Origin of the sequence: Haloarcula pelagica, assembly GCF_030127105.1 — an archaeon.
Taxonomy (GTDB): domain Archaea; phylum Halobacteriota; class Halobacteria; order Halobacteriales; family Haloarculaceae; genus Haloarcula; species Haloarcula pelagica.
This window is the reverse complement of the sequence record NZ_CP126161.1, coordinates 3,435,881-3,461,203: the sequence shown is the minus strand read 5'-3', so window position 1 is coordinate 3,461,203 and position 25,323 is coordinate 3,435,881. Positions and strand designations below refer to the sequence as shown.

General features: G+C 67.7%; 27 protein-coding genes. 14 read left to right on the top strand and 13 right to left on the bottom strand.

The genetic code is table 11. The features are described 5' to 3' along the window. Positions 1-25: 25 nt before the first annotated feature. Complete coding sequence (locus tag P1L40_RS18300) at positions 26-799, bottom strand: fumarylacetoacetate hydrolase family protein (RefSeq protein ID WP_284009150.1); 774 nt, start codon at positions 797-799, stop codon at positions 26-28. A 172-nt stretch (positions 800-971) separates the two neighbouring features. Here P1L40_RS18300 and P1L40_RS18295 point away from each other — a divergent pair, with 172 nt between their 5' ends. The 5 genes from P1L40_RS18295 to P1L40_RS18275 are packed head-to-tail and all read left to right on the top strand — an operon-like array spanning position 972 to position 6,002. Next, positions 972-1,703, top strand: a complete 732-nt coding sequence (locus tag P1L40_RS18295) for a prephenate dehydrogenase/arogenate dehydrogenase family protein (protein WP_284009148.1) — start codon at positions 972-974, stop codon at positions 1,701-1,703. Beyond that, on the top strand, positions 1,700-3,100 hold the full coding sequence (locus P1L40_RS18290; protein WP_284009146.1) for a small ribosomal subunit Rsm22 family protein: 1,401 nt from the start codon (positions 1,700-1,702) through the stop codon (positions 3,098-3,100). Before P1L40_RS18295 ends, P1L40_RS18290 begins: the two co-directional genes overlap by 4 nt. Positions 3,101-3,136: 36 nt before the next feature. Next, complete coding sequence (gene surE / locus P1L40_RS18285) at positions 3,137-3,934, top strand: 5'/3'-nucleotidase SurE (protein ID WP_284009144.1); 798 nt, start codon at positions 3,137-3,139, stop codon at positions 3,932-3,934. Positions 3,935-3,977: 43 nt separating this feature from the next. Further along, positions 3,978-5,027 (top strand): lysylphosphatidylglycerol synthase transmembrane domain-containing protein, encoded by a 1,050-nt coding sequence (locus P1L40_RS18280; protein ID WP_284009142.1) that lies wholly within the window; start codon positions 3,978-3,980, stop codon positions 5,025-5,027. 51 nt (positions 5,028-5,078) lie between these two features. Beyond that, positions 5,079-6,002 (top strand): DMT family transporter, encoded by a 924-nt coding sequence (locus P1L40_RS18275; protein ID WP_284009140.1) that lies wholly within the window; start codon positions 5,079-5,081, stop codon positions 6,000-6,002. Positions 6,003-6,006: 4 nt separating this feature from the next. On the opposite strand, the gene P1L40_RS18270 is transcribed toward P1L40_RS18275, so the two are convergent. After that, positions 6,007-6,858 carry a sulfite exporter TauE/SafE family protein gene (locus tag P1L40_RS18270; protein WP_284009138.1) on the bottom strand — a complete coding sequence of 284 codons (852 nt, stop codon included), beginning with the start codon at positions 6,856-6,858 and terminating at the stop codon, positions 6,007-6,009. 120 nt (positions 6,859-6,978) lie between these two features. Between P1L40_RS18270 and P1L40_RS18265 the strand changes: the two genes are divergently transcribed. Continuing rightward, positions 6,979-7,368 (top strand): CopG family ribbon-helix-helix protein, encoded by a 390-nt coding sequence (locus P1L40_RS18265; RefSeq protein ID WP_284009136.1) that lies wholly within the window; start codon positions 6,979-6,981, stop codon positions 7,366-7,368. Positions 7,369-7,371: 3 nt separating this feature from the next. On the opposite strand, the gene P1L40_RS18260 is transcribed toward P1L40_RS18265, so the two are convergent. After that, complete coding sequence (locus P1L40_RS18260; RefSeq protein WP_284009135.1) at positions 7,372-7,932, bottom strand: sugar O-acetyltransferase; 561 nt, start codon at positions 7,930-7,932, stop codon at positions 7,372-7,374. 82 nt (positions 7,933-8,014) lie between these two features. Here P1L40_RS18260 and P1L40_RS18255 point away from each other — a divergent pair, with 82 nt between their 5' ends. The 3 genes from P1L40_RS18255 to P1L40_RS18245 all read left to right on the top strand — a co-directional run bounded on the left by P1L40_RS18255 (position 8,015) and on the right by P1L40_RS18245 (position 10,939). After that, a complete protein-coding gene (locus P1L40_RS18255) occupies positions 8,015-8,605 on the top strand; it encodes an arsinothricin resistance N-acetyltransferase ArsN1 family B (protein WP_284009133.1) in 591 nt (196 codons plus the stop codon). 45 nt (positions 8,606-8,650) lie between these two features. Next, positions 8,651-9,331 (top strand): carbonic anhydrase, encoded by a 681-nt coding sequence (locus P1L40_RS18250; RefSeq protein WP_284009131.1) that lies wholly within the window; start codon positions 8,651-8,653, stop codon positions 9,329-9,331. A 399-nt stretch (positions 9,332-9,730) separates the two neighbouring features. Continuing rightward, entirely contained in the window at positions 9,731-10,939 is a 1,209-nt protein-coding gene (locus P1L40_RS18245) for a hypothetical protein (protein ID WP_284009130.1), read from the top strand. 5 nt (positions 10,940-10,944) lie between these two features. Here the strand turns inward: P1L40_RS18245 and P1L40_RS18240 are convergent, their stop codons facing one another. Continuing rightward, entirely contained in the window at positions 10,945-11,238 is a 294-nt protein-coding gene (locus P1L40_RS18240; RefSeq protein ID WP_284009128.1) for a chorismate mutase, read from the bottom strand. Beyond that, positions 11,235-12,092 (bottom strand): shikimate kinase, encoded by an 858-nt coding sequence (locus P1L40_RS18235; protein WP_284009127.1) that lies wholly within the window; start codon positions 12,090-12,092, stop codon positions 11,235-11,237. Before P1L40_RS18235 ends, P1L40_RS18240 begins: the two co-directional genes overlap by 4 nt. A 96-nt stretch (positions 12,093-12,188) precedes the next feature. Between P1L40_RS18235 and P1L40_RS18230 the strand changes: the two genes are divergently transcribed. Next, positions 12,189-12,620 (top strand): DUF5796 family protein, encoded by a 432-nt coding sequence (locus P1L40_RS18230; RefSeq protein WP_284009125.1) that lies wholly within the window; start codon positions 12,189-12,191, stop codon positions 12,618-12,620. 30 nt (positions 12,621-12,650) lie between these two features. Here P1L40_RS18230 and P1L40_RS18225 read toward each other — a convergent pair whose 3' ends face one another. Continuing rightward, positions 12,651-12,926, bottom strand: coding sequence for a PadR family transcriptional regulator (locus tag P1L40_RS18225; RefSeq protein WP_284009123.1), 276 nt, complete (start codon positions 12,924-12,926; stop codon positions 12,651-12,653). Between the two features lie 561 nt (positions 12,927-13,487). On the opposite strand from P1L40_RS18225, the gene P1L40_RS18220 reads away from it, so the two are divergent. Then, entirely contained in the window at positions 13,488-14,204 is a 717-nt protein-coding gene (locus P1L40_RS18220) for a DUF7117 family protein (RefSeq protein ID WP_284009121.1), read from the top strand. Here P1L40_RS18220 and P1L40_RS18215 read toward each other — a convergent pair whose 3' ends face one another. The 4 genes from P1L40_RS18215 to glyA form a co-directional block, all read right to left on the bottom strand. Beyond that, positions 14,205-14,699 (bottom strand): NUDIX hydrolase, encoded by a 495-nt coding sequence (locus P1L40_RS18215; RefSeq protein WP_284009118.1) that lies wholly within the window; start codon positions 14,697-14,699, stop codon positions 14,205-14,207. 3 nt (positions 14,700-14,702) lie between these two features. Further along, a complete protein-coding gene (locus P1L40_RS18210) occupies positions 14,703-15,596 on the bottom strand; it encodes a bifunctional methylenetetrahydrofolate dehydrogenase/methenyltetrahydrofolate cyclohydrolase (RefSeq protein WP_284009116.1) in 894 nt (297 codons plus the stop codon). Positions 15,597-15,661: 65 nt separating this feature from the next. Continuing rightward, positions 15,662-16,480 carry an alpha/beta fold hydrolase gene (locus tag P1L40_RS18205; protein WP_284009114.1) on the bottom strand — a complete coding sequence of 273 codons (819 nt, stop codon included), beginning with the start codon at positions 16,478-16,480 and terminating at the stop codon, positions 15,662-15,664. Positions 16,481-16,544: 64 nt separating this feature from the next. Further along, positions 16,545-17,819: a serine hydroxymethyltransferase gene (gene glyA / locus P1L40_RS18200; protein ID WP_284009113.1), complete on the bottom strand. Its 1,275-nt coding sequence runs from the start codon at positions 17,817-17,819 to the stop codon at positions 16,545-16,547. Between the two features lie 151 nt (positions 17,820-17,970). Here glyA and P1L40_RS18195 point away from each other — a divergent pair, with 151 nt between their 5' ends. The 3 genes from P1L40_RS18195 (at position 17,971) to P1L40_RS18185 (ending at position 22,813) form a co-directional block, all read left to right on the top strand. Then, a complete protein-coding gene (locus P1L40_RS18195; protein ID WP_284009110.1) occupies positions 17,971-20,055 on the top strand; it encodes a hypothetical protein in 2,085 nt (694 codons plus the stop codon). A 204-nt stretch (positions 20,056-20,259) separates the two neighbouring features. Then, on the top strand, positions 20,260-21,078 hold the full coding sequence (gene tbsP, locus P1L40_RS18190; RefSeq protein ID WP_284009108.1) for a transcriptional regulator TbsP: 819 nt from the start codon (positions 20,260-20,262) through the stop codon (positions 21,076-21,078). A gap of 40 nt (positions 21,079-21,118) precedes the next feature. Next, complete coding sequence (locus P1L40_RS18185) at positions 21,119-22,813, top strand: YcaO-like family protein (protein ID WP_284009106.1); 1,695 nt, start codon at positions 21,119-21,121, stop codon at positions 22,811-22,813. 30 nt (positions 22,814-22,843) lie between these two features. Here P1L40_RS18185 and P1L40_RS18180 read toward each other — a convergent pair whose 3' ends face one another. The 3 genes from P1L40_RS18180 to P1L40_RS18170 all read right to left on the bottom strand — a co-directional run bounded on the left by P1L40_RS18180 (position 22,844) and on the right by P1L40_RS18170 (position 25,134). Further along, complete coding sequence (locus tag P1L40_RS18180; protein WP_284009104.1) at positions 22,844-23,992, bottom strand: DUF63 family protein; 1,149 nt, start codon at positions 23,990-23,992, stop codon at positions 22,844-22,846. A gap of 72 nt (positions 23,993-24,064) precedes the next feature. Beyond that, complete coding sequence (locus P1L40_RS18175; RefSeq protein ID WP_284009102.1) at positions 24,065-24,883, bottom strand: inositol monophosphatase family protein; 819 nt, start codon at positions 24,881-24,883, stop codon at positions 24,065-24,067. Positions 24,884-24,936: 53 nt separating this feature from the next. Continuing rightward, on the bottom strand, positions 24,937-25,134 hold the full coding sequence (locus tag P1L40_RS18170) for a hypothetical protein (RefSeq protein WP_284009101.1): 198 nt from the start codon (positions 25,132-25,134) through the stop codon (positions 24,937-24,939). Positions 25,135-25,323: the final 189 nt, after the last annotated feature.

Genomic DNA, 25,323 nt, shown 5'->3' with positions numbered 1-25,323 from the left:
CTAAACTTATGCGTTGTTATCCGCGTCAGGGGATCTTGACCGAGTGTTCGAGCGTGCCGACGCCCTCGATCTCGATCTCGACGGTGTCACCGTCCGCCAGCGGCCCGACGCCTTCGGGCGTTCCGGTGGCGATCACGTCGCCCGGTTCCAGGGTCATGTACTCGGTGATCTCCGCGATGAGTTCCGGGATGGAGAAGATGAGGTGGTCACGCGAGGAGGACTGGCGAGTCTCACCGTTGACGCGGCACTCGATCGTGGCGTCCTCGGGGACGTGTTCCGGGGTCGCGACCAGCGGACCGATCGGACAGGCGTTGTCGAAGGCCTTCCCGCGGACCCAGTTCTGTTCGCGGTTCTGGTCGTCGCGGTTCGAGATGTCGTTGACGCAGGTGTAGCCCGCGACCACGTCCATCGCGCCGGACTCGGAGACGTTCTTGCACTGCTCGCCGATGACCACGCCCAGTTCCGCCTCGTGGTCGATCCGCTCCTTGCCCGAGGGCAGCGTGAGCGTGTTGCCGTGCGAGGCGATCGCGTTTGGCGCTTTCAGGAACAGCATCGGCCGATCCGGGAGTTCTTCCGCCATCTCGTCGGCGTGATCGGCGTAGTTGCGGCCGATACAGACGACTTTCGTGGGCTCACAGGGCGGGAGGATGTCGACCTCGTCGGGGTCGTAGCTCTCGTCCCCGAAGGCGATGCGGCCGTACGGGCCGGCCGCGGCAGTGACGACAGGCTCGCCGTCCTCGACGGTCCAGCGGCCGCCGCGGACGTTCCCCGCGGAGTCACGGAATCGAACGCGCTTCATGGCTCTGTTCACTCTCGGCCGACGGATAAGCGTTTAGGAGGGGTCCCCCGGACGCCGTCGGTCGGTTTCGACGGGCGTCTACGTCGGTATCGTCAGAGCGGGAACCTCCCCGCTGCTCGGGTCCCGCGGGTGACCGAACGCCTTTTGAGACGCCGCGGGCTACGCCCGGTCGATGAACGTTCTCGTCGTCGGCGCGGGCGCGATGGGGCGGTGGGTCGCCGGGACGCTCCGGGACCACGCCGACGCGACGCTCGCCTTCACCGACACCGACCAGGCCGCCGCCGAGGCCGCTGCCGGGGCCGTCGGCGGCCGCGCCGTCGCGACCGACACCGACGAGCGCTTCGACGTGGTCTGTGTGGCCGTCCCGATGCCGGTCGCGCGGGCCGCGATCGAGGAGTACGCCCCACTGGCGACGGGCGCCGTGGTCGACGTGACCGGCAGTATGCGGGAGCCGGTCGCAGCCATGCGCGAGGCCGCACCCGACAGCGAGCGGGTGAGTCTCCACCCGCTGTTCGCGCCGGCCAACGCACCCGGAAACGTCGCCGCCGTCACGGACGCCGACGGGCCGACAGCCGACCGGCTCACGACCGCCCTCTCGGCGGCCGGCAACACCGTCTTCGAGACGACCGTCGAGGAACACGACACCGCCATGGAGACGGTCCAGGCCGCCGCCCACACCGCCGTCCTGGCGTTCGCGCTGGCCGCCGAGGACGTGCCCGAGTCGTTCCACACGCCGATCTCGGCCGGCCTGGCCGACCTCGTCGACGGCGTCACCGGGGGCGACCCCCGCGTCTACGCCGACATCCAGCGGACCTTCGACGGCGCCGACGCGGTGGCCGACGCCGCCCGCCGGCTGGCCGACGCTGACCCCGAGGAGTTCGCCCGCATCTACGAGGAGCTATGAACGCCGACACACGCCGACAGATCCGCGAGAACGCCCAGTACCTCAGGAGCGTCCGACCGCTCGACCCCGAGGAGATCCACGAGTACGTCGAGGGACAACCCCACCCGGCGGTCGTCCGGCGGGTCCTCCGGGAGGAGGCGTTCGACCTCGCGATCGTCGAGCAGGGAGACGGGACCTTCGTGCCGGCCCCGGAGGAACCGCTGTCGGTCCGGTTCCACGGCGTCGAGTCGTTCCCGACGCCGTACGCCCGCGCCGTCGAGGACCTGCTCGTCGAGGAGTTCGGACCGAACTGGCACCGCGGGGACAGCGGCGACCGCCTCCGCGAGCGTATCCGCGACATCAAGGAGCGGTATCTCCAGGGCGCATCGGTCGAGTACGACCGGCTCACCGCGCTGGGCTACGCGATCTATCACCTCCCGGACTACTACGCGACCGCCCAGTACCTGCTTGCCGACCTCGCCCGTGACGGACTGCTCCCGTCCCGACTCCGGGTGCTGGATGTCGGTGCCGGCGTCGGAGGGCCGGCGCTCGGGCTGCTGGATCTCCTGCCCGAGGACGGGCTGTTGGACTATCACGCCGTCGAGCCAAGCGCGGCCGCCGACGTGCTGGCACACCTCCTGGAGACTGCGCCGCCACACGTCGGGACGACGATCCACCGGGAGCGTGCCGAGGTGTTCGAGGCCGAGGAACCGTTCGACCTGATCCTCTTCGGGAACGTCCTCAGCGAACTCGACGACCCCGCGGCGACGGTCCGGCGATACCTGGACTTCCTGGCCGAGGACGGGACGGTGCTTGCGGTCGCGCCGGCCGACCGCAACACCGCGATCGACCTCCGGACGACCGAACGTGCCGTCGCGGACGACGGCCCAGCGACCGTCTACGCCCCGACAGTCCGGCTCTGGCCCCACCAGCGGCCCGGCGGCGAGTGCTGGTCGTTCGACCGCAAATCCGACATCGCGGTCCCCGACATCCAGCGCCGGCTGGACGACGCCGGCGGCGGGACCGGCGAGTTCGTCAACACCGACGTGCAGTACGCCTACAGCGTCCTCAGAACGGACGGGCAGACTCGTATCGACATCTCCCCCGACCGGGGCGTCCACGCGCCGATGGCCGACGCCGAGACCTACGTCACCGACCGGGTGAACCTCCTGGCGATCAAACTGAGCCCGGACCTCTCGGAGGGCGAGGGGAACCCGCTGTTCCTGATCGGCGACGGCAGCGAGGCGACCGACCACTTCGCGGTGCGGACCGACGCCTCGATGCTCAACGCCGACCTGGTCGAGGCCGACTACGGCGACCTCCTGTCGATACAGAACGGGCTGGTCCTCTGGAACGACGACGAAGCGGCCTACAACGTCGTCGTCGACGGCGAGACCGTCGTGGATCGGGCTCGCTGAGCGGTGGCCTTTTCTCGCGGACGGCCCGACGGGGGTATGGACGACGACGAGCCGGCGATCCTGTTGACGAACGACGACGGCATCGACAGCACCGGGTTGCAGACGCTGTACGAGGGGCTCTCGACGGTCGGTGATGTCACCGTCGTGGCTCCGGCCGAAGACCAGAGCGCCGTCGGGCGGGCCATCTCCCACGAGGTCGAGGTCCGGGAACACGAACTCGGCTACGTCGTCGAGGGGACGCCCACCGACTGTGTCGTGGCCGGGCTGGAGGCGCTGGTCCCCGAGACCGACCTGGTGATCGCCGGCTGTAACCGGGGCGCGAACCTGGGCGCGTACGTCCTGGGCCGCTCTGGCACCGTCAGCGCCGCCGTCGAGGCGACGTTCTTCGACGTGCCGGCCATCGCCGTCTCGATGTACATCCCGGTCAGAGAGGACGCCGCGTTCTCCGACATCGAGGCCAACGGCGACAGCTACGGCGAGGCGGTGCGCGCGACGACGTACCTCGCCGACCACGCGCTCGGTGCCGGCGTCTTCGAGCAGTGTGACTACCTCAACGTCAACGCCCCGGTGGCGGAGTGGGGCCCGGCGGACATCGAGATCACCCGCCCGTCGCGGCTCTACGAGATGGACGCCGTCCACGACGGCGACGCCGTGACGCTGCACGACCGGATCTGGGAGCACATGGCCGACGGCGACATCCCCGACCCGGAGGGCACCGACCGGCGCGCGGTCGTCGACGGGAAGGTCAGTGTCTCCCCGCTGACCGCGCCACACACCACCGAACACCACGAGGCGCTGGACGCGCTCGCGGAGACGTACGACCCGACCGATTGACTCGCCGTCACGTTCAAGCCCGTCGGCGCCGCCAGAGAGGACGATGGCGACCACACGGCATCGCCCACCTCTCGGCCGGCGCCAGCTCGCCGGCACCGCGCTGGCGCTGGCGTTGATCGGGCTGTTACTGCTCGGGCTCGACACCGCTGCGGTCGCGACAGCGATCGCCGGTTCCGATCCGACACTCGTCGCGGGCACCGTCGTGACCGCGCTCGCCGCACAACTCGTCTGGAGTCTGACGACGGTGACGCTGCTGACAGCGGCCGACAGCGGCCTCCCGCCGTACCGGGTCCAACTGGGCTACCTCTCCGGGACCTTCGGCAAGCAGATCCTCCCGCTGGGAACGGTCAGCGGCACCGCGATCATGGCCTACGTCATCGCCGAGGACCTCGATCGGCAGTTCAGGGATGTCTTCGCTCCGGTGGCCGCCAGCGAGTTGCTCATCTTCGGCTCCTCGCTGGGCGTGGCCGTGCTCGGCCTCGTCGGCCTCGTCGCCGACCCGCGGGCGGGCGTCGGCGGCCCGATGGTGCTCGCGCTCGCTGCCGGTGTCACGCTCGTCCTCGTCGTCGGCGTCGCGCTCGTCGCGTACCGGCGGGCCGTGCTCGGACGCGCCGTCGTCGGGGTGGCTGGGGCCGTCCACGGGCTCGTCGCCCCCGTCTCCGAGCGGCTCGCCCGGCACACCCACCCCGACAGCGTGGCCCCGCACGTCGACTCCTTTCTCGCGGGCTTCGGGGCCGCGACCGGCGACGAACGGCGGATCGCCGTCGGCGCGTCCCTGGCAGTCCTCGGGTGGCTGACGCTCTCGCTGGCACTGTACTCCGGGCTGGCCGCCGTCGGCGTGACCGTCCCGTTCGCGCTCGCCCTGTTTCTCGCGCCGGCGAGCGGGCTGGCGACACTGCTCCCGACGCCGGGCGGTCTTGGCGGGTCGGAGGTCGGCCTCACTGCCGTCCTCACACTCCTGACGGGGGCGGGCGCCGAACAGGCCGCCGCCGGCGTCTTGCTCTATCGGCTCGCGACCTACTGGCTGGTCCTCTCGATCGGCGGGCTCGCGACCGCGTATCTCTCGGCCTCGATCTGGCGCGTACTGGAGTGAGTCGATGGCCAACGTTTTGCCGCCGGGCACGAACTGGGAGACACCGATCCGATGCGCTTCAGGAACGCAACACTGTTCGTCGCGCTGGCGGTCGCCTGGGGGAGCGCGTTCACCGCGATCAAGGCCGGGCTGGACTACTTCCCACCGGTGCTGTTTGCCGCGTTCAGATACGACCTCGCCGGGCTCTTGATGCTGGGCTACGCCGTGTACGCGACCGACCGCTGGCGGCCCCGGAGCAGGCCGGAGTGGACGCTTGTCGGCGTCGGTGGCCTGTTCATGATCGCCGCCTACCACGCCCTGCTGTTTGTCGGCGAACTGGGCGTCTCCAGCGCCGTCGCCGCCATCGTCGTGAGCCTCTCGCCGGTCCTCACGACCGCGTTCGCCCGGGTGTTTCTCCCCGAGGAACGTCTCACCGTCGTCGGCGTGGTCGGGTTGCTCGTCGGCTTCGTCGGCGTCGTCGTCCTGAGCAATCCCGGACGGGGCGCTCTAGTGACGAGCCGCACTGTCTCGCTGTTTCTCGTCTTCCTGGCCGCGGCCGCGTTCGCGCTCGGGAGCGTCCTCACCCGCCGTGTCGAGGCCGAACTGCCCATCGAGACGATGGAGGCGTGGTCGATGTTGCTGGGCGCGGCTCTCATGCACGTCGCGAGCCTCGCCATCGGCGAGTCCGTCGCAGCCGTCCGCTGGGAACCGCGGGGACTCTTCGCGCTGGCGTATCTGGTCGTGGTCGCGAGCGCCCTGGGCTTCCTGATCTACTTCGACCTGCTGGAACGGCTCGGCCCTATCGAGATCAACCTGGTCTCCTACGCCGCGCCGATCGTCGCCGCCATCACCGGCGTCCTCTTCCTGCCGGAGGAACTGACAGCGGCGACCGTCGCCGGGTTCGCGCTCATCTTCGCCGGATTCATCCTGCTGAAACGGGACGCGATCAGGGACGAACTCCTCGGGGCGGGCCGGACGGCCGGAGAGCGCCACTGAGCGCTCAGAGCAGACCCGTCACGAAGCCAGCCCCCAGCAGGATCAACACGGCTGCGGAGAACACCGGCAGGTAGGGCGTGATCCGCTCGACCTCGTCCTCGTAGTGTTCGTACCCGGCCAGCAACAGGGCAGTCAGGCCGACGATACCGGCGATCACCGTGAGGGCGTAGGCACTCATCAGTTCGAGACAGTAGCTCGACCCGGCACAGAGTGCGATGATCTCGAACTCCTCCTCGTGGGCGAACCCGAGGAGGAACGCCGCCCAGGCGATACTGAGCAGGCCGCGATCGGCCGCGTCCGAGAGCGATCCGTGGTCGTGTCCGCCGGCGAACGGGAACGCGCGTCCGAGGCGAGCGCGGAGGCCACCCTCGTGGGCCTGCTCGCCGTGTGAGTGATCGTGGCTGTCCGCGTGAGAACCACCGTGCTCGTGTGAGTGGGACCGATCGTGCGAACGGCTGTGATCGTGTGTGTCACCGTGGTCGTGTGAGTGGTCGTCTACGTCGCCGCCGTGGCTGTGTCCGCCGGTGTACTCCCGGACGCCGAGGACGATCAGGAGGAGCCCGGCGACGACACTGACCGGACCGCCGATCTGGATACCGGCAACGGTCAGTGGCTCGTTGACCTGCGTCAGCGAGAAGTACGACTTCGCGTAGAAGAACACGCCGACCATCGCGAGGCTGCTGACGAGGTGTCCCAGCCCGAGGATCGTGCTCGCGGCGATCCCGGCGACCCACTTGTTCGACTGGTCGAGCGCGTAGGAGGCCGCGACCGGCCAGCCGTGGCCCGGTTCCATCCCGTGGACCGCGCCGAGGACGACAGCTCCGGCCAGGAGTCCGGTCAGTTCGCCGTCGATCATCACGGGTGGACGTAGCGCCAGCGGTCGGTTAAGGGTAGTTAATACCTGTTTGGGGGGATCGTCATACGCGCTTCGGCGAGCCGGCGGTGTTCATGTAGCGGGCGCGAGCACACACCGACGATGCGAACGAGTTTCAACATTCCCGACGAGACGGTGGCGGAGTTCGACCGCGTCTGGGAGGAGCAGGGCCTCGACAACCGCTCGCGGGCGGTCCGTGAGGCGATGCGTGAGTACATCGAAGCCCACTCCCGGTTCGACGAGCAGTCCGGCGAGGTCGTGGCGCTCCTGGGTTTCGACTACCGGCATCACGATGTCATCGAGTCCCTGCACACCGTCCAACACGAGTATCAGGACGTGATTCTGAACACGAGTCACACCCACCAGGGCGAGTGGTGTCTGGAGTCGCTGTTCTGTCGCGGCCCGGCGGGACGGGTCCGGGCGCTGACGAACAGACTGCGTGACTTCGACGCCGTCGGTCGGGTCAAAGTGATGATGATACGCGACGACTGACGGTTACGACTCGATCTCGCGGACGACCGTCGCCGGGTTCCCCCGGACCACGACGCCCGCGGGAACGTCTTCGGTGACGACCGCGCCCGAGGCGACGACGCTGCGGTCACCGACCGTCACGCCCGGATTCAGGACCGCCCGGCCGCCGATCCAGACATCGTCGCCGACGGTCACGGGCTTGCCGTACTCGATGCCGGCGGCGCGTTCGGCCGGGTCGAGCGAGTGTGTCGCCGTGTAGACGTGGACGCCCGGCCCCAGCAGACACCGATCGCCGAACTCGATCCGACAGACATCGAGGAACACGCAGCCGAAGTTCGCGAAGAAGCCGTCGCCGACGTGGATCTGGGTGCCGTAGTCACAGCGGAACTGTGGTTCGACGACGGTCGACTCGCCGACCGACCCGAACAGCTCGTCGAGCAGGTCCCGCCGCCGGTCGCCCGCGCCGGGGTCGGTCCGGTTGTACGCACGGACCAGTTCGCGTGCTCGCTCGCGCTCGGCGACCAGTTCGGGATCGCTCGGGTCGTACCGCTCGCCTGCCAGCATCTTCTCCTTCTCCGAGGGCATACGTCCGGTACGCCGGTCCGCGTGGTAAGCGCTCGGGACGCGAGTGTCGGACTTATATCCGTCCCGCCGTTACGCCGGAGAGATGGTCGAAATACGGCTTGCCGGACCAGCCGACGCGCCGGCCTGTCGCGAGATCTACGCACCGTTCGTCCGGGACAGCGCGATCACCTTCGAGACCGAGCTCCCCGGCGAAGCGGCGTTCGCCGAACGCCTCTCAGAGACGCTGGAACAGCACCCCTGGCTCGTCTGCGAACACGACGGTCGCGTCCTGGGGTACGCCTACGCCAGCCCGCACCGAAGCCGGGGCGCCTACAAGTGGGCGGTCGAATCCTCTGTCTACGTCGCCGAGAACGCCCGGCGCTGCGGGGTCGCCGGCGGCCTCTACCAGTCACTGTTTGCCGTGTTGGAACGCCAGGGGTACCGCAACGTCTACGCCGGGATCACCGTCCCGAACCCGCCGAGTACGGCACTGCACGATGCCATGGGGTTCGACCGCGTCGGTACCTACGAGGACGTGGGCTACAAACACGGGGAGTGGCACGACGTAGAGTGGTGGGCACGCTCGCTCCGGGACGACGACGAGCCGCCGTCGGCGCCGATACCGATCCCCGAACTGGACAGCGACGCGGTCGCGTCGGCCCTCGCGACCGGGACGAACGCGCTCTCACTGTGAGTAGGGACCACAAACTGATATATCCCTACGAACGGTGGTCACCGTATGAACGAGGTACTGGTCGACCTACTCGCTCGCAACGCCGAGCACGCCGAGACGTTCCAGGCGCGGTTCGGCGACGTGCAGGACGCCCAACATCCCGAGGCAGTCACCGTCTGTTGTTCCGACTCCCGGGTCCTCCAGGACCACATCTTCGGCAACGACGAACCCGGCCACCTCTTTACCTGTGGAAACATCGGGAACCGGGTCGTCCAGCGGACCGCGTCGGGCGAGGCCGTCTCCGGTGACGTGCTCTATCCGCTCGCACACACCGGGACGAAGACCGCCGTCGTCGTCGGCCACACCGGTTGCGGGGCCGTCACGGCGACCTACGACGAGCTCACCGAGGGACTCTCGGAACCGCCGGGGATCGAACACTGTCTCAGCCTGCTCGAACCCCACCTCGAACCCGGTGTCGAGGCGCTACCCGACGATGTGGGCCGTGCGGGCGCGATCAATCGGCTCGTCGAGTACAACGTGGATCGGCAAGTCGAGTTCCTCGTCGCGAGCGACGACGTGGCCGACGATGTCGATGTCGTCGGTGCCGTCTACGACTTCCAGGATGTCTACAGCGACCGTCGTGGCGAAGTCCACGTGATCAACGTCGGCGGCGAGACCGACGTGGCGACCCTCCGCGAGCAGTACCCCGAAATCGAGGGGCGAATCCGCCGTCTCTGGGAGTACTGAGCGGGCGTGTCGGTGGTCGAGTGAGCCTGTAGCGGTCGATGCCACGCCAGTCCTTCGCCTCGGCTTCTCGCTGTCCCACACGGTTCTCGGTGGCGTAGAGAACGCACCGGACCGTACCACGGACGGCTTCGACGGTCACATGTTCGTCTTTTTCCCCCCATATTAATCAGAAAACTTATACTCTTACCTCGCGTTCACTACTTGATTATGCATCCACGAAGACCAGATGGTGTCGGACGAGACGTGCCACATGCTACCATCAGTCGGCGGCGGTTCCTCGCGGCAGGTGGTGTCGTTGCTGCCGGCGGGCTCGCTGGGTGTCTGAGTCGAGTGGCGTCGTCCGTGACGAACACGGGAGCGTCGCCTGCCGCAGCATTCTCGGGGACACAGGGAGAGAGTATGGGCGAGTTTGTCGTTGGGCGGCCACACGTGAGTCGGCTGACTCCGACGGTGTCCGGTCGGATCGAACTGGAAGGGTGGGTTACGTCGTCGCCGGTCATGGCGCAGAACCACAATTCGTCGCGGAGCAACGCGCCGGGAGAAGGATACGCTCGTGACGATGACGCTGACGGTGACGGCCTCGGCGACGGCACTGAAGACGAGGACGAAGAACTGGAGCCCGTCTACGACTATCTTGGCGGCGAGGCGATGGTCGCCGAGCGGTTTACGGTCTGTCTGCCGGATGCGGAGGTGCCGGGTGGGAACGGGAGTATCCGGGAGGCGGTGACGCCGGATCGACTGCTCTCGTATCTCACAGGCGAGTCTGCTGGTGATGGGCGAGTGTACTCCTGGGGGACGCCGAAGGCTGGCCCGGATGGGGGTGGCGATTGCGACGATACTGAACGGGAGATTTTCCCGGGGGCGGCGTGCGGGACGACGCCTCACTTCGTTGCGGAGGTGTCTGAACCGACGGCGACGGGCGGTGGTTTGGAGGTCGTTCGAGCGGAGGACGGGCCAGTGCTGGTAGTGAGTTCGCCGCCGGGCGCGGACGGTGGCTCTGAGCAGGTCTGTAGTGTCCAATGGCCTTTTGAACTAGAACGGTGCGGGCCGGGTGTCTGGGCGCGGACGACGGAGTCTGGATCGTCGACTGGTGTGTCGGTGTTTCAGGTGATGGTGCAGCCGCCGCGGTGTCCGGAGTCGTTCCCGGCGTTGTTCTATGTCCAGCGGTGTGAGAGCAACGACCAGCTCGTGTACACGGGTGGGTGGGTCATCGACGATGCTGCGCTGTACGGGAATTCGGCGACGGTGGTGTCGATGGCTGGACCGACAGAGGTGGTCGGTGTCGAGCGTTCTAAGCTTTCTGAGCTTACTGCTACGTTTGAGGATGTGGCGGGTGGGGGTGATGCACCTCGGGGAATGGTTACGCGTCGACGGAGGGGGGCGCGGCTGGATTCGGGGACTGTTGAGGAGTTGGTGAAGGCGGGTGTACTTTCGGAGTCGGGTGGGAACGACATCCTCCTTCGGAAGCGGCCGGGAGAGAAGAAGTATGATATCGAGTTGCTGCACGTGGGGGTCGATGCCCCGGTGCTTCACTTGACGAGTGCGAGTCGGGCGTCCCAGGACGTGAAGTTCAAGGCGGGAGCCGAACTGTCGAAGGCGGTGAACTGACCCGGTTAGCGGTTCTCGCGCTGTTCCACCTTGTTCAACTCGATCAGGAGTCGGAAGGTCGCTTTCACGAGGTTCGCGTCGACATCGAACCGTTCGGCGTTCTCGCCGGCGCGATCCATCACGGCCTGTTCCTGTGCCTCGTCGGTGGTCGGCAGGCCCTGTTCGTCTTTGACCTGGGCGATCGTGTCGGCGACGTACGTTCGCTGGGCGATCTTCTCGACGATCTCGCGGTCGATGGCACGGATCTCGTCGCGCAGTTCCTCCAGTGACATGTCTTCCGGGGTAGGTTCTGAACTCATGCTATCTGTGTTCCGTCCGTCTGTGTCGTTGTCAGCAGTGTCTCGCCGTCACGCTGGTCCCAGTAGGCCTTGACCGGTTCGAGCGCCTCCCGTTCGCCGACGGCGGTAAACGAGGGGCCGGTCCCCGAGAGGGACACCCCGTCGACGGACCCCATCGCCTCGACCAGCGGGTCGGTCTCGTAGCCGAGTGCGGCACAGAACGCCAGGCCGTTGACGGTCATCGCGCGCTGGTACGCCCCGTCCAGCGCGAGGTCCTCGACCAGTCGGGCCATCGGGGCGATCTGTTTGCAGCGCTCGACATCGGCGTCCGCGGAGAACGACTGTTCGGGCGGGGACCACACCAACACGTCCCAGTCGACGGTGTCCCGGGCCAGCAGGTCGTCGGTCTCGTTGTCGGTGACGGTGACGCCGCCGAGCATCGAGGCCGAGGCGTCGTCGAACGCGCCGGTTATCGTCACGCCCACGTCGCGCGCGGCCATCACGCCGAGTCGTGCCATGTCCGCGCGGGACATCTGGTCGGTGGCGCCGAGGGCGGACAGCGTCGCCATGACCGTCGCGTTCGCGGCCGCGCTGGAACTCTTCAACCCCGACGCCATCGGGACCTCACTCTCCGTGCGGACGCGTCCGCCGGCGGCGTCCTGGCCGCCGTGGGCGTCGAGGACGTACTCGACGCAACGCTCGATAAGCCGCGTGTCGGCCTCGGGTGCGCCGTCGATCTCGCCGGTGACGCCCGTCTCGGCCGTTAGCTCCACCGTAGCGGTCGTGTACTCGTCGATGGCGAACGCCGACCCGCGTCCGGTCGAGAGGGCGTTGAGGACGGTGCCCGCCGCCGGTGCCACTGCCTTACCTTCCATCGACCGCTACTCCCGCCCGGGAGTACTTACCACCTGTGAAACAGGCGGTCGGGTCGACAGCGCGTGGCTTTTCCCCACCCGCGTGAAACGTCGGGTATGAGCAACCGTTCGGACATCCCGCCGGACTCGCTGTCCGTCGAACTCACCGAAGACGGCGTCGTCGTCGAGTACCTCGACGGCAGGCGTGTCTACTACTACGGGGTTCCCCAGGCGGTCGAGGGGAGCGTCCGCACGCCGCCGGGGAAGGACACTCACGTCCTGGTGACCGACGAGGCCGAGACGACGGGCATCCTGGTGTACGTCAACGACCTCCGGACCCACGACGACATCCTCGAAGAGACCGGCGTCGGTCGCGTCATCCTCGACGACGGCGAGAGCGACGAACTGTTCCCGGGCGTCACTGTCCGTGACGAACAGATGCGTGTCGTCGTCGACGTGGACTTCGCGGTCGCCGACGGTCGGATCTTCGTCTTCGAAGAGGACGAACTCGGCGAGCGAAGTTACGAGGTCGTTCCCGAGAACGAGTAGCGAGTACCGGGACCCAGCGGAGCGGCGTCGTTACTGATCGATATACTGTGCTTCCCAGTCGCGGCGGGCGTCAATCTCGCGACGACCCCGTCGCGTCAGCGTATAGAAGTTCGTCCGTCGGTCGCGCTGGCCTTTCTCGACGAGTCCTTTGTCGACGAGCGTGTCCAGGTTCGGATAGAGCCGTCCGTGGTGAATCTCTTTCTCGTAGTACTCTTCGAGTTCCTCTTTGATCGCCAGCCCGTGTGGTTCCTCTAACCCGGAGATGACGTAGAGGAGGTCGCGCTGGAAGCCGGTCAGGTCGTGCATGGATCTGTCCTGTATACATATTACTGTCTAAATCTTTTAAATATGTCGGATTAGAGGATTTCCGTACGTCATACCTCACCACACACGCGACAATACGGCCCACAAATCGCCCGAAACAGATAATTCGCTCCCCGACCGTATCGAGTCAGTAATTCTTCATTCTCGGGAAGGTGACGATGAGGTAGTACTTGTCCGTGCGAAACGCAACCACTGGGCACGGTTCCGGACGCCGAATCGACGGCCGACGGGCTAGCCGATCACGAGCACAGAACGACGACGACGGGGCTACTCGGTGTCAGTTCAGCGAAGTAAGTGGAAAGCGGTCGTGAGAAAACACGACCGCTTGCCGCCCTGAATTGGTCCCCGCTGACGCTTCGGCCCTCCAAGCGAAGCGTCACTTAGGCGAAGGAGAGTGAGAAACTTAAATGTACCGGCCCCCGGCAGAGAGTGTAAGTTTTCGATAGGGAACCCGGAGAATAGAACGCGGCGGTACGGGGATACTCCATTCCGACAGGACGGCAGCGCGGAACGCACTTGAGTCCCGGGCGTCGAGAGTACGACATGAAAGTTCGCGGTGAACGGGAGTGTCAGGACTGTGGCACACGCTGGTCTTACTACGAGACCGGGAGTATCGCCTGTCCGGAGTGTGGGAGCGTCCACAGCGTCGGTATCGACGACCGGACGCGACACACCGACTCGCCCGCGACGCTCGATCTGACGCCTGTCCGGAACCGGATCGATCGAGCGCCACTAGGCGAACTCGCCGACCGAGCGGCGGAGGCCTGCCGAACCTACACGCGCAAGCGGGGCTTCATCGACGCGGGGACGCTCCGCCCCCTCGACGAGACGTTCGTCGCCGCGCGCGAACTCCAGTCACTGTGCGACGAGATCGGGCGCGGCCTGCGGATCGAAGACGACGTAGAAAGGTACTTCTACGAGCTACTTGGCGGTGCCGACGCGGGAGAACGGCCCACGCCCGAGGAAGTGCCGTCGGGCCTGCGATCCCCGTACGGCCTGGCGATGGCCGCGACCGTCGAGGACTACCAGCGGGACGTTCGAACGTATCTGGACGACCATCCCGACGAGCAGGCACGCCGCCTCGCCGGGCGGATCCGCGATCATCGAAAGCGTATCGAAGCGCTGGACGGGAACGTCGATCCGGCGGACGCGAACCGACTCGTCAGAGCGGCCCGGGACCTCGGCCGATTCGCGAGCGAGGGCGACGAGACCGCGTACGTCACGGCCGACAACTGGCTCGCCGGGATCGAGCAGGAGTAGCTACCGGACCCGCCGGAGGAGGTCGGCGTCGAGCGCGGCGTCGGGGATCGACTCCTTCCAAGCGACCTCGACGATCCCCTCGTCGCCGACGCCGGGATCGTCGGTCAGGGCCGTGCCTTCGGGGGTCGCCCGGTAGGTCCCGAAGTGAAACTGCGCCGAGCGGCCGTCGTTGACGACAGTCACCTCACTGACGGCCAGCAACTCGTCGACCGCGACCGTTACGCCGGTCTCCTCCTGGACCTCCCGGATCACCGCGGCCTCGCGGTGCTCGCCGGCTTCGACGCCGCCACCGGGGAGTTTCCAGGTCGCGTCTTCGTAGCTGTCGCCCTCGCGGACGAACAGGACGCGACCGCCGGCGTCCTCGACGAGTCCGCCGACGCCCCACTCCAGTCCGGCCTCGATTCGGTCGCGGATCGACGCGAAACCCTCGGCGTCGGTCTCCCGCGTCACCCGCCGGGTCACCACGTCGCGGCCGGCGAACGCCTCTATGGACATCGCTCAGGGGAGGTCGACGGCGATCCCGTGCTGGCGGCTCGCGGCCTTGACCGTGTTGTACAGCAACATCGCGCGGGTCATCGGCCCGACGCCGCCGGGGACCGGCGTGATCGCGCCGGCGACCGCTTTCGCGCTCTCGAACTCGACATCACCGACCAGTTCGTACCCCTTCTCGGTGTCGGCGTCGACGCGGTTGATCCCAACGTCGATCACCGTCGCACCCTCTTTGAGCATCTCCCCGTCGATCATCTCGGGGACGCCGGCGGCCGCGATCACGATGTCGGCTGCGCTGGTCTTCGCCGCGAGGTCCTCGGTCCGGGAGTGACAGACCGTCGTCGTCGCGTTCCCGCCGGGCGCCTTCTGGATGAGTAGGTTCGCCATCGGCTTGCCGACGATGTCCGACCGGCCGACCACGACGGCGTCTTTCCCCTCGGTGTCGACGCCGGCCGACTCGATGAGCTTCTGAATCCCGTGGGGCGTACAGGGCTTGTATCGGGCGTCACCGGCGACCAGCCGACCGACGTTCTCGGGGTGGAAGCCGTCGACATCTTTCTCCGGATCGATGGCCCGCAGGACCGTCCGGTCGTCGACGTGGTCGGGGACCGGCATCTGGACGAGGATGCCGTTGACGTTCTCGTCGGCGTTGAGATCGTCGATCGTGTCGTACAGTTCCGCGGCGTCGGCGTCGGGGTCGATCTCGATGTCGATGGCCTCGATACCGACCTCGGCACAGTCGTCCTGTTTCATCGAGACGTAGGTCTCGCTGGCCGGATCGTCGCTCATCAGCACCGTCGCCAGCGAGGGCTGGACGCCCTCGGCGGCGAGCTGGTCGATCGCCGTCGAGAGGTCGTCCCGCACGGACTGGGCGACCGCGTTCCCGTCGATAATCTCTGTCATCACGTGGACAGCGATGCCCGGGAGGCAAAAACGTCACTATGCACCTGTCGGCAGTGACGGCCCGGTCACCGTGGACCGACGATATCCTCCAGAAAGGCCCGGACGTGGCGGTTCACGGCCCGCGGTCGCTCGACGTTCGCGGAGTGGCCAGCGCCCTCGACCAGCTCGAACCGTCCGGTCGGCGCTGACCGAGCGGTCTCCTCGCCCTGTTCCGGCGGGATCGCCGTGTCTTCGGCGCCGTGGACCGCCAGCAGCGGACAGCCGAGTTCGCCGAGTCTGTCGAGTAACCCGGGCCGGTCGAGCCAGGAGTGGACCTCGTTGTAGACGGCCTCGCCGCGGTAGGTCCGCCAGCGGGCCACCCAGTCCTCGACGAGGGCGGGGCGCTCGGTGCGGGTGGTCTCGCCGAACAGCGTCTCGGCGATCCCTTCGGCCATCGCCCCCGGGACCGTCGACTGGCCCGCCAGCGGCTCGACCAGCGCGGCGTACTGCTCCTGCTGTGTGGGCGAATGGGGCGCTCCGGTACTGTCGAGCAGGACGAGGCCGCCGACCCGCTCCGGTGTTGCAAGCGCCGTCCGGAGCGCGACGAACCCGCCCATCGACATCCCCACGAGTACGGGCCGGTCCATCCCCAGCGCGTCCATCGCCGCCAGACAGTCCGCGGCGAGGTCGTCCAGATCGTACGGGTCGACGGCGTGTTCGGTGCGCGCCCGGAGGTCGTAGGCCGCCACGCGATAGTCGTCCGCGAGCGCCCGACGCTGTGGCTCGAACATCGTCCGATCCATCAACGTTCCGTGGAGACAGAGGACCGGCGGTCCGTCGCCCGAGACAGTCGACAGCGCGTCGATCCGTTCGCGATACATCGCGGTCGGCGCCCCACCTGGCATCGGTCTCTGGTAGGAATCGCCCGCGTAAAAAACCGTCAGGGCACGTCGTCGCCCCTACCGGGAGTCAGTCGTACAGCGGATGCTCTTCGTCCGCGTCGTAGAGGGGATGCTCGTCGGTCAGTTCGTCGACGCGGGTGCTGACCTCGGCGATCACGTCGTCGTCCTGCGGGGCGTCGACGACCTCGTAGATGAGGTCCGCGACCTCGCGGCAGGCGGCCTCGTCGAAGCCGCGCGTCGTCAGCGCGGGCGTGCCGGCGCGGATGCCCGAGGGGTTGAACGCCGAGCGCGTCTCGCCGGGGACGGTGTTGGCGTTGAGGACGATGCCGGCCTCCTCCAGCGCCTCCTCGACCTCCTTGCCCGTCGTGTCGGGGTGGGAGGGCCGGAGGTCGATCAGGACGAGGTGGTTGTCGGTGCCGTCGGAGACCAGGTCGAGGCCGTGTGCCAGGAGCTGGTCGCCCAGCGCCTTCGCGTTCTCGACGGTCTGTTCGGCGTACTCGTCGAACTCGGGGTTCAGCGCCTCGCCGAAACCGACGGCCTTGCCGGCGACGTTGTGCATCAGCGGGCCGCCCTGGGAGCCGGGGAACACCGCGGAGTCGATGTCGTCGGCGTAGGCCTCGTCACACATGATGATGCCACCGCGGCCGGCGCGGATCGTCTTGTGGGTCGAACCGGTGACGAAGTCCGCGACACCGACCGGCGACTGGTGGACGCCGGCGGCGACCAGGCCGGTGATGTGAGCGATGTCCGCGAGGTGGTAGGCGTCGACGGCGTCGGCTGCCTCCTGGATGCGGTCGAACTCGACCTCGCGCGGGTACGCGGAGTAACCCGAGACGATGATGTCCGGTTCGAAGGACTCTGCTTTCTCGGCCAGCGCCTCGTAGTCGACGTAGCCCGTCTCCTCGTCGACCTCGTACTGCTCGACCTCGTAGACCTGACCGGCGAAGTTCGCCGGGTGGCCGTGAGAGAGGTGGCCGCCGTGTGTCAGATCGAGCGAGAGGATCTTGTCGCCCGGCTCCAGCACCGCGAGGTAGACGCCCATGTTCGCCTGTGAGCCCGAGTGGGGCTGGACGTTGACGTGGTCGGCGCCGTACAGCTCCTTCGCGCGGTCGATCGCCAGTTCCTCGACATTGTCGGCGTACTCACAGCCGCCGTAGTAGCGCTCGCCGGGGTAGCCCTCGGCGTACTTGTTGGTCAGCTCGGAGCTCTGGGCCTCCATGACCGCCTCGGAGACGTGGTTCTCGCTGGCGATCATCGCGAGCGTGTCGTTCTGCCGCTGTCGCTCACCTTCCAGCGCGTCTGCGACTGCCGGGTCCGTCTCGCGGACGGTGTCGTAGGTCATAATTGCCCCTCAGAACGGGCCCGTCAATAATCTACCCTTTGGTGCGGGGCGTGTGAGGCCGTCCCAGTCTCGCCGTCGTACCGCCGACCTCGACTGATGTCGGGCCTGTGATCAGTACGTATATATCTAAGAAGGGTGCACAGTGTGGCATATGGTCACCTGGGGGGTGACGGAGCCGACTGACGAGTCGAACCCGCAAGCGGTCGGTGGCGCCACTGGCGAGTCCGTCCCGTCGACGATCCTCTCACAGCTCGATCAGTGCACCGAGGCCGTCGACCGCCCGATCCCCCGCCGGACCGACGAGAGTTTCCGCGGTGAAGCGGCCCGCCTGGTCCTCCCCGGGAGTGAGACGACGGTAACGTCGCTCTCGTGTGACGCCCAGTATCAGCTGACGACGGCGTCGGAACTCCCGGACGGAGGGTTTCTGGTCACGACGACGAGACGGACGAGCGGGGGTGACGCGGCCGATCCCCTGACGGGCGGTGCCTGCCGGGTGTTCGTCCGCTTCGAGGGACCCGCATCACTCCGCCCCACCGACGAGGGGGTCGTCCTCTCCCTGTGGGACCGGAACCCCGTCACCGTGGGCTATCGGGAGCTCACACACGCGACGCCGGGCCGGATCACGGTCCCGGACTCGCCGGCGGGGGTCGCTGCCGGCGTCTCCGCGCTCGGCGCCGCCCACCACACGATCGCGCCGTCGCGGTCCCACCCGGGCCTGCGCGATCACCCGCCGCTGCTGACGGTCGGCGAGTCGCTGTCGATCCCGGACAGCGTCCGAAGCGACCGCACGGAAACCGGGATCGAACTGCGGCTTCCCGCCGGGCTCCCGTCGGTGTTCGTGGCGGCGCCGCTGGCATACTATCTCGGGGCCGACGTGACCGTCGAGGACCGCGACGCGCCCCTGTTGACCACGACCGGGGGCGCCGTCCGCCACGAGTTCGAGCCGCTTCCGGCGTTCCAGCAGGAGGCTGCGACCCTGTTGCGGCGTGTCTTCTATCTCGACTGTCTGGTCAGACGGGTCGATCCGGACCGCACCGGCGCGGACCTGCTCGCCGAGATCGGCCTTGACCCCGCGGCCGCACAGGACCGCTCGCCGGCCGGGCGGCTCGAACGGTACCTCGATGTCCCGACCGACAGCGTCAGGAGAGCGCTGCCGGAGTGGCACCTCTCGACGTACGCGAGTCCCTCGACGGAGCGGGTCCGCTGTCTGCCCTTCCTGCTTGACAAGCTCAGTCTGATCTATCTGCCCGAGGGAACCGCACTCGACCGGAGCGACCTGCTGGAGCGGACGCTCTCGGACACGTACCCGACACGGGGTGTGCGGGCGGACCGCGAGTCGGTCCTGGCCCCGAACCTGCAGGCCGGGCGGGTCCACGCCTGGCTCGCCTCGGGGACACCGATCGACGCACACAAGACGATCCCGGCGGCCTACGAGAACCGATACCGCTTCCGGGACCGGGACAACGACCGTCTCCAGGTCGCCGTCGTCCTCAACGACCGCGAGATGGGCGACGAACACAGCGCCGTCGCGGAGATCTACCGCGAGCGAGCGGCGGGCCTCCCGATGGACGTGGCCGTCCACGAGCAACTCCCGACCGACCGTCTGGGGAGCGTCTTCGAGGCGACCAACGACTTCGTCCACTACATCGGCCACTGTGACGAGGACGGGCTTCGGTGTCCCGACGGCACTCTCGCCGCCCGTGAACTCACCGAGGCGCGGACGCCGACGTTCTTCCTCAACGCTTGTGGCTCCTACGACGAGGGGCTCGACCTGGTCAAGCGCGGGGCCGTCGCGGGGGCAGTGACGTTCACCGACGTGCTGGACAAGCACGCGGCGACGGTCGGAACCGCGTTCGCCCGCCTGTTGGTCCACGGGTTCAGCATCGACCGCGCGCTCAAACTCGCCCGGCGTCGTATCGTGATGAGCAAGGACTACGCCGTCGTCGGCGACGGGACGTACGCGATCCTCCCGAGTCCGGGCGAGCCGGCAGTCCTCTGGCTCTCAGACGGCGAAGACGGGTACGACCTCACCTGTGAAGTCGTGTCGCCACGGCGCGCGGGCGAGCGATATCAACTCCCGTTCGACGGCGGGACCGAGGCGATCAACGGCCGGACCAGGGAGTATACGGTCACTACCGACGAACTGGTCGACGTTCTCGAGTCGAGCTCGCTCCCGGTCATCTACGGCGGCGAGTTCCACTGGTCGGAGGAACTCGCGGGCTCGCTCGACCACTGATCCGACGACGCCGTACCGCGTTCGTTCACCGCACGGTAAGGTTTTGTTAACTGTTGATACACGGACGATTAGCCTTCGGTTAATGAAACCGAAAGAGTACATTTATCGTAACAGGTCGGCAGGAGTTTACCCTGCTGGAGAGAAATCAATGGGTTCGAGAGGATAAAATTAAATATGATAGATCCCTACATACCTTGTTATAGCATGAGTGCTACGCTACTCCACGACGATAGTAGCTCGATGCTGTCGACGATACTCACGGAGGCGGCGGAACCGTTGTACATCGTCAACCCATCACGCGAAACGATCTCGGAGCTCGTCTCGACGCTCCAGACAGTTACCGACGCCCCGGCGGTCCGAATGCTCGCCGACGAGCGGGCGCTGAAGGATGTCATGGACGACTTCCTCGTCGCGAGCACGGCCGCCGATCTGATCGAGGCCGATCAGCTCTCGCTCCGAGTGCTCGAAGCTGTCCCGAACCACTCCATCGCCGTGACGCCCGAGGCGGTCCACGCGATCGTCGAGATCGACGACGCGGCCAGCGGCCTCGGGACCGACGACGACGCGTTCGTCGAGCAGGCCTACGACCAGTACAGCACCGAGTGGGCCGACGCGGAGGTGTACTCGCTGCGGACGCCGCCGCTCTCGCGGGTCCAGTCGACACTGGAATCCGACATCGGGTCGGAGACGGCGGCCGACTTCGACAGCGTCCTGAGTTCGCTGACCACGGCCCGGGGCGACGGTGACGGCCTCGACGAGGTCACCATCAGCCTGCTCGTGGCCGCCCGGAACGGTGAACTCCTCTACGACATCAGCAAGTGGGGCGAGGACATCGGGCTTGCCAGCAAGGCCACGTTCTCCCGGACGAAGACCAAACTCGAAGACATGGGGCTAATCGACACCGAGAAAGTCCCGATCGATGTCGGCCGGCCGCGGCTCCGCCTCCTCCTGGGCGACGAACGCCTGGAGGACGCCGACGCCGACGAACTCGCGACGGTCGCACAGAGCATCCTCGCCGCCTGAGACACACAGGCTTTTGCCCGCCCTCCGTGAGTCGGCAGGTATGACACCTGTCGCCGTTGTCGGCACCGGGCCGGCGACTGACGCACTCACTGCCGCGCTCTCCGAGGCAGCGATCACCGTCGAGCACCAGCAGGACCCCGAGAGCGTCGACGCCGAGTTCGTCGTCGCCGTAGACCGCGCCGGTGCCGACACATTCCGGACGGTCGACGAGCGGGCACGGACCGACAGCCAGCGCTGGGTCGCCGTCGAACTCGGCGGTGTCGGTGGCGCCCCGGTCGTCGACGCAGCGATCACCGGGTTCGGCCCGGAGAGTGGCTGTTACGACTGTCTCGAAGCCCGCGTCGCTGCCGCCGTCGATGGACCCGTCGACGGCGTCGACCGACCCGATTCGGGCACGCAGCGCTACGCCGGTGCGCTGGCGGGCCACCGGATCGCGACTGCCCTCGACGGTGGGGAGCGGCTGTCGGGCACCATCACCGAGGTCCCCCACGCCGAGCGGACGTTTCTCCCGGTCCCGGGCTGTGCGTGCGGTCCGGAGCGGGACTGGGAACTCCGCCGCGGGGCCGACGACGCCGACACGGACGCGCTGACGCGTGCGGAGCGGGGGCTGGACGAGCGGGTCGGTATCGTCACCGAGGTCGGCGAGGCCGAGTCGTTCCCCGCGCCGTACTACCTCTCGACGCTGTGTGACACGAGCGGGTTCAGCGACGCTGCCGCGCCCCGACAGGCTGCCGGTGTCGGTGCCGACTGGGACACCGCGTTCATGAAGGCACTCGGGGAGAGCTACGAGCGGTACGCCGGGGGCGTCTACCGGACCGGGACGCTGCCGAACCGACCACCGGAGGACCACGTTGCCCCCGCCGCGTTCGTCACCCCCGAGTCACACACGAGCGAACCGCCGGTGGCCTGGGTCCCGGGCGAACAGTTGGCGTCGGGGACCGCCGCGGCGCTGCCGGCGGAGACCGTGTTCTACCCGCCGCCGTCCGAACGGGTCCGGCCCGCCACGACGACCGGGCTGGGACTCGGGAGTTCGGGGACGGACGCGCTGCTTGCCGGCCTGTACGAGATCGTCGAACGCGACGCCGCGATGCTGTCGTGGTACTCGACGTACGAACCGCTGGCCGTCCGCGTCGGCGACCACGAGGGCTTCGAGACGCTCCGCCGTCGGGCGAGCGCCGAGGGGCTGTCGGTGACGCCGCTGTTGTTGACACAGGACATCGACGTGCCGGTCGTGGCCGTCGCCGTCGAGGGCGAGACGTGGCCGAAGTTCGCTCTCGGGATGGCGGCGGACCTCGATCCGGGGCAGGCCGCCGTCGGCGCGCTGGCCGAGGCGCTCCAGAACTGGATGGAACTGCGCGGGATGGGGCGATCACAGGCACAGGAGGCAGACGGCGCGATCGGGCGCTACGCGGACCGCCCGCGGTCAGTTCAGTCGCTGACCGACACGGAGACCGCTGTCCCGCTCGGGCGTCTGGGTCCGGACCGGGTCGGCGAGCCGCCGGCGGAACTGGCGACGCTGGTCGAGCGCGTCACTGCCGTCGGGATCGAACCCTACGGCGTCCGGCTGACACAGCGGGACCTCGACGCGATGGGATTCGAAGCGGTCCGCGTCGTCTGCCCGAGCGCGCAGCCGCTCGTGTTCGGCGAGAGCTACTTCGGCGAGCGAGCGCGGTCGGTGCCCGAGGAACTGGGCTTCGAGCCGCGACTGGATCGGGCACACCACCCCTTCCCCTGAGACAGCAGCCGACCCGTCTTCCGGCGGGGTTCAGACGCCGAACGTGGCCCGGAGCATGTCACGTGTCCCCGGTCCGAGGCCGACCGCCGTGACCGCGACGAGCAACAGGAGCGCGTAGCGGGGACTCTCGTCGAGGAACTCGTCGTTGAACAGCGAGACCACGAGCGACGCGACGGCGAGTTTGACGACCAGGAACGGCCAGGAAGTCCCGATTGCGGCGCTCAACCCGGCGGGCTGGAGCGACTCCGTCATCGAGATGATGAAGGCGTTGGCCGGGTGTTTCGGGTAGTAAGTCAGCGGGACGTTCAGCGTGTCGAGCCAGTCCGCCAGGACGACGTTGGCGACGCCGTCGATGGCGTGGCCCCAGATGACCAACAGCCCGACCGCGCCCGTCCCGGCGTTGACCGCCGGCCAGACCGAATCGTACAGCCGATAGAGCCCGTAGGATAGCACCGACGCCAGCCCGACGGTCACGAGCAGGACCGACGGGTACAGCGTCGCGTAGTCCCTGGTGAGGGCGGCGACGGTGAGATACGCCAGCGTGACCGTGACGAAGGTGACCCCGAGCGTCGCCGTCGCCCGGTAGTAGCTGTCGACGTAGCCGTTGGTGTCCAACCAGACGCAGGCGATCAGGGACACGAGCGTCAGGAGGAAGACCGTCCCGTAGATGACCGGACTGATTATCAGCGAGTTCAGCGGGTAGGTGATCAGCGGGTCGACCCCGGCCTCCAGCGCTCGGTCGCCGAGGTCCTCGACGGTCCGGAGCGCCCCGCCCAACAGCATGAACGGGACGAGCGCGAAGTACAGCTCGATGTCCTCGGCCACGTCGAGGTTCTCCAGCAGGAGGTAGACGCCGACGAGCATGTACACCAGGATGAGCATGTAGCCGATCTCGGAGACGACGGTGTAGCCGGGTTCGGCGACGATCCGGCCGGCAGCGATCGCGTCGCTACAGCCCTGATACAGCGCCTGTGGACCCTGCTCGGTCATTACCGCACAGCCTGCGGCCTTCGCGTCGGCGTAGACTGGCCCCCAGAAGTAGTGCCAGAGGAACCGGTCCCACACCTGCCCGGGAGCGGCCAGGACGGCGCCGACGCCGACGACGATGAGTCCGACGAAGGAACCGAGCCACAGCCGCTCGGCCCCGTACTCGTCGACGACCCGATCGAGCGCGTTCATGGCCGAGTGACCGGTGGCAGGCGGTTTCAGGCTTCCGGTCCAGTGTGCACCCCCCGCACCGGCGCCACCCGATCAGGTCAGCGCCTGAGCCGCGGCGGCGAGCAACTCCTCGTGAGCCTCGCCGTTCGAGGCGACAAGCGAGTGGCTGTCGTAGGTCCAGCGGTTCCCGTCTAGATCGGTCACCGTCCCGCCCGCTTCACGGACCATGTGGACGCCGGCGACGGTGTCCCACGGGTTCATCGGTCGGGTACAGATCGCGCCGTCGAGCCCCCCGTCGGCGACCGTCGCCAGTGTCAACTGGAACGAGCCGAGTCGGCGCATGTCGCCGAACCGCTCGGCGATGGCCGTACAGAGGCGGCCGAACTCCCCGCGGTCGTCCCGGTCCCACCAGCCCACCGGCGCGACGGCGAACGTCTCGGGGTCGGTGCGCGCACTCGCCACGAGTTCGGTCCCGTCGCGGGTCGCGCTCTCCCCCGCCGCGTAGAGGTCGCCCTGTGCCGGAACGTACGTCGCCGAACCGACCGTCTCCCCGTCGACGACGGCCGCGATCGAGGTCGTCCACAGCGGGAGCCCGCGGACGAAGTTCGCGGTCCCGTCGATCGGATCGACGATCCAGGTCGCGCCGGTGTCGGGCACCTCGTCGACGAGCACGTCGTCGTCTCCGGGAACGGGGCCGACATCTTCCTCACAGACGAACGTGTCGGTGGGAAACTCCCCCTGGATCGTCGCCAGCACCTGTTGCTGGGCCTCTCTGTCGGCCTCGGTCACCACGTCGTTCTTGTTCGCTTTCGTCTCGACGGTCAACGCTCCTCGGAACTGTTCGCGGGCGACGGCACCACCCGCACGGGCGGCTCGCTCGGCTACCGCCGCTCTGTGGTGTGTGTCGGTCATGCCTCCCGCTGGCACCCCCGGCTTCAAACCACCTCGGTATGTGGCAAAACCCGTTAGTTCCCCTCGGCTTCCTCGACGGCGTCGAGAATGTCCCGCGCGATCTCCTCGGCCTCGTCCGGCGTGTAGCGGACCTGATTCCCCAGCGACTGCTCGATCCGGACGTACCTATCGTCCGTCTCGATCGAGAAGAACGCCGTGTTCTCGAACGGCGGCACTCGCAAACGCGACCCGTCGGATTGGTCGGTTGCCATGCCATCACGTACCTATTCGATCGGTATAAATCTACGGCCCAGCGAGCCGTGAAGAAACCGCTCAACAGAACTCGGGCGCGGACGACGGACCGCGGGAGGAGACTCTGTGGAACGATTTTTCGAAGGAATTGCGAGGGAAGACCGCTCCGTGCAGTCTTCCGCACTGTGTGCGAGGGACCGCGTCGGGTC